The sequence below is a fragment of the Cyanobacteria bacterium GSL.Bin1 genome, assembly GCA_009909085.1.
GTDB lineage: Bacteria > Cyanobacteriota > Cyanobacteriia > Cyanobacteriales > Rubidibacteraceae > Halothece.
Window position 1 is genome coordinate 1 of the sequence record JAAANX010000019.1, and the last position, 3,569, is coordinate 3,569.

Sequence of the window (3,569 nt, forward strand, 5' to 3'; positions counted from 1 at the left end):
GGGAACCCCAGCGCGAGTGGATAAGCGTTCTGTTGATTACAGCCAATTGGAAGAACAGCCAGGGGATGAAGATGTCCGTTGGTTTAGTTTTGACCCCGAGGCTTGGGTAGAACGGGAACAAATGTGCTGCTATCTCACCCGTACGACAGCCGAAACCCATCAAATGATTCGGGATAACTTGCATCTCTCTCCGGTTTATGGTGGCTGGGTGGATGCGAAAGGACCTCGTTATTGCCCCAGTATTGAAGATAAAATTGTACGCTTTGCCGATAAAGAAAGCCATCAAATCTTCATCGAACCAGAAGGACGAGATATTCCTGAGTTATATATTCAAGGGTTTTCTACGGGCTTACCCGAAAATTTACAACTGGCGATGTTACACACCCTGCCCGGTTTAGAAAACTGTAAAATGTTGCGTCCCGCTTATGCCGTGGAATATGACTATTTACCGGCAACGCAATGTTATCCCACCTTAATGACTAAGAAAATAGAAGGGTTATTTTGTGCCGGACAGATTAACGGCACAACTGGGTATGAAGAAGCAGCAGCGCAAGGGATTGTTGCGGGAATTAATGCCGTGCGCTTTGTCCGTGGCGAAGAAATGGTGGTCTTCCCTCGCGAAGGAAGCTATTTGGGAACGTTAATTGATGATTTGTGTACGAAAGATTTAAGAGAACCTTATCGGATGCTGACCAGTCGCTCAGAATATCGTCTCATCTTACGGTCAGATAATGCCGATCAACGGTTAACGCCTTTAGGAAGAGAGATTGGTCTGATTGACGATCGCCGTTGGGAACTCTATCAACAAAAACAAGCCAATATTACTGCAGAAAAAGAACGTCTCCATAGCACCCGTGTGAAAGGACACGAAGAAATTGGACAGAAAATTGCGACCGATACTGGGCAAAAAATTAAAAGTTCGGCAACCCTAGCGGAATTATTGCGTCGTCCCGGTTTTCATTATGCCAATCTTGAACAATATGGCTTAGGCAATTCCCAACTCCATCGGGTCGAAAAAGAAGGGGCAGAGATTGATATTAAATACTCAGGATACATTCAACGGCAACAAAATCAAATTGATCAAGTAACCAAACAAACCAATCGTCCCTTACCGGCTGACTTAGATTATATGAATATTGACACATTATCTATGGAAGCAAGGGAAAAACTAACAAAAGTCAAACCATTAACCATTGGTCAAGCCTCCCGTGTGGGAGGAGTGAATCCCGCAGATATCAATGCCTTATTGGTCTATTTAGAGTTACAAAATCGCACTAAGTGGCTCTCTTGTTAGCTCGGTGATAAGGAAAATTTATCAATGAACTATTTTTTATCATTAAATGGAGGACATTGCTACCTTAAATCTATCTTTTCTCCATTTGTCAGATGTCAGGTAGGCCAAAAATTGAAATTACCGAATCAGCCGAAGAACTCAAATCCTTACTCAAGAAACAGAAAACCGCCTTGAATTATGCCAAAATTCAGGCTCTTTATTTGTTGAAGATTCAAGCAGTGGAGACGGTTAGATACCTAGCTGTGCTGATGGGACGTGGTGAATCAACGATTCACGAATGGCTTGGGCAATCTAAAAATGGAGGATTGGATCAGCTTTTAGAAGAATATCCCAAAACTGGAAGACCAAAAAAGCTCGCGATCGCGCAACGGGAAAGAAACCAGGAGGGCAAAAAGGTCATCAAGGATACACCTTAGAATCGGTCTGTGCGCCAGACCAGATCGTTACCCATGAAACGGAGTGTTGCTTTGAATGTGGATGCCAATTCGGAAGTGAAGACATAGTAAAAGTGATCAAAAGGCAAGTATTCGACATTCCAGAACTCAACTTAGAAGTAACTGAGCATCAAGTCTGGGTCAAGGAATTTGAAGAAGAGTGGGAAGAGCACTCAATCCTTTTCCAGAGAAATGGAGAACATTGCTTGAACCAATTAGTTGGTAAAGATTTCCAAATTTAATCTCGCAATGTCCTCCATTTAATAATAAGTAATAGTTAATTGATAAGTTTTTCTTATCACCGAGGTAACAAGAGAGCCGTTTTTTAATAGCTTGGCGACGCTTCTTAATTAAAGGTTTTCTCTGTTTCGCGATCGTTAAATAATCCTTCTTTTAACGGGACTTTGGAAAATTTCTCCTCTGTAATAGCCGACAATCCAGTCCAATCAGGAGATTAAGGTCGAAAGGGCAAAAATCGCTGAAACTCCTGTCTTAATGGGAAAGAGGTTAAATCGAGGTGAAAGCCTCTATTGAATTGCTTTTGAACGCGATCGCGCCGGCAGTTTTGTCTAAGTCCCGTTAAGCTTAATGGCTCTTGCACACTTTTGGTGAAACGAATCGCACATTTCAGTTCGCTACGATTAAAAAGTAATATGAAATTCAAAAAAGTGTGCTACACAAAGATCCTCTTAGTAAAGGGGATTGGAGGAATGATTTGTAGCAGCCATGAGTGGATTTCATATAAGAACGCGATCGAGCAGAACTGGTAAAATTCGCAACATTTGATTTTAGGAAAAAAGAAAAATTTCTCTACCTCGCTGCAACAGCAATTTTATGCCGAAAGCGACAACGACGCAAGCGTAGGAGCTGCGCCAGTCCGGTTTTTTTCTTGGCTCATGAGTGCCAATTGCTACAGCCAATTACCCACAAGAACGTAGGGTGCCCAGAAATAGGGACGCTCAAACCGAGAATTCTTCAAAAGAGCCAGTTGGGCCAAACGAAGTGCTTCTGCTTTAGTCACTGTGGGATCTTTCAGAGCTTCATAGAACTGACCCATTAGGAAAGCAGTCGCTTCATCATTCACACTCCAGAGAGTGGCAAGGGTACTGCGCGCACCAGCCCGCACGGCAACTCCAGCCAACCCCAAAGCGGCTCTTTTATCCCCGGTCAAAGTTTCGCAGGCACTGAGGACGAGTAACTCGATCGGACCAGTCCTACTTGGCTCTCTCGACTGGAGCAAGTCATTGAGTTGGTTGACATCAAGCCGGTCATCCCAGGTGAGAAGAAACGTCTCGGAGGCTTGAGAACTGAACTGACCGTGAGTCGCCAGGTGGACGACAGGAAAAGGAAGCGCGTTAATTTGGTCTTGGAAGGCCGTGCTGGTAAATTCTCGATTGAGAAGTTCCACACTGGGGATCTCCGACTGCACTTGAGCCAGTTCGGAAGCGACGTATCTCAGTGGCGGAAAGCCCCCGCGGGGCTCGGTGAGTCCGGCAGTTAGGGCCCTGGCATCCTCCCGTTGCAAGGGTCGGGGGTCTAGCAGCTGCAACCCTGGGGTAATAGCAATACCGTACTTCTCTACTAGATACTGTTGGCCATCGTGAAGGACAGCCATAGGCACATTCCGCAAGGGACTGTCTAACACAAACACCAAATTTTTGACCTGGCTTCTAGCCAAGTCTTGCTCGGCGGGACGGAGCAACCAGTCGTATACCTCTTGGGCAAGGGGTAAAATCTCGGCGTTTCTCTGGGTTAGGAGTTGACCCAGCCGTCCCAGAATCCTTTCGACTTGTTGGCGCTCCTCAATCGGGGTTGTGTAGTGGCGCAGGGGTTGCCGGGGC

General features: G+C 45.4%; 3 protein-coding genes. 2 read left to right on the forward strand and 1 reads right to left on the reverse strand.

What is annotated here, in order from left to right; all coding sequences use genetic code 11:
- Together mnmG and GVY04_00780 are read left to right on the forward strand one after the other, a co-directional pair.
- A partial coding sequence (gene mnmG, locus GVY04_00775) for a tRNA uridine-5-carboxymethylaminomethyl(34) synthesis enzyme MnmG (protein NBD14709.1) occupies positions 1–1,294 on the forward strand: 1,294 nt, incomplete at its 5' end.
- A 92-nt stretch (positions 1,295–1,386) separates the two neighbouring features.
- Positions 1,387–1,710: a hypothetical protein gene (locus tag GVY04_00780; protein ID NBD14710.1), complete on the forward strand. Its 324-nt coding sequence runs from the start codon at positions 1,387–1,389 to the stop codon at positions 1,708–1,710.
- Positions 1,711–2,638: 928 nt separating this feature from the next.
- Here GVY04_00780 and GVY04_00785 read toward each other — a convergent pair.
- Positions 2,639–3,569, reverse strand: a 931-nt coding sequence (locus GVY04_00785; protein NBD14711.1) for a CHAT domain-containing protein, incomplete at its 5' end; no start/stop codon positions are given.

Coding starts and splice junctions, on each gene's coding strand:
- GVY04_00780 (NBD14710.1), top strand. CDS start 1,387: ATGTCAGGTAGGCCAAAAATTGAAATTACCGAATCAGCCGAAGAACTC.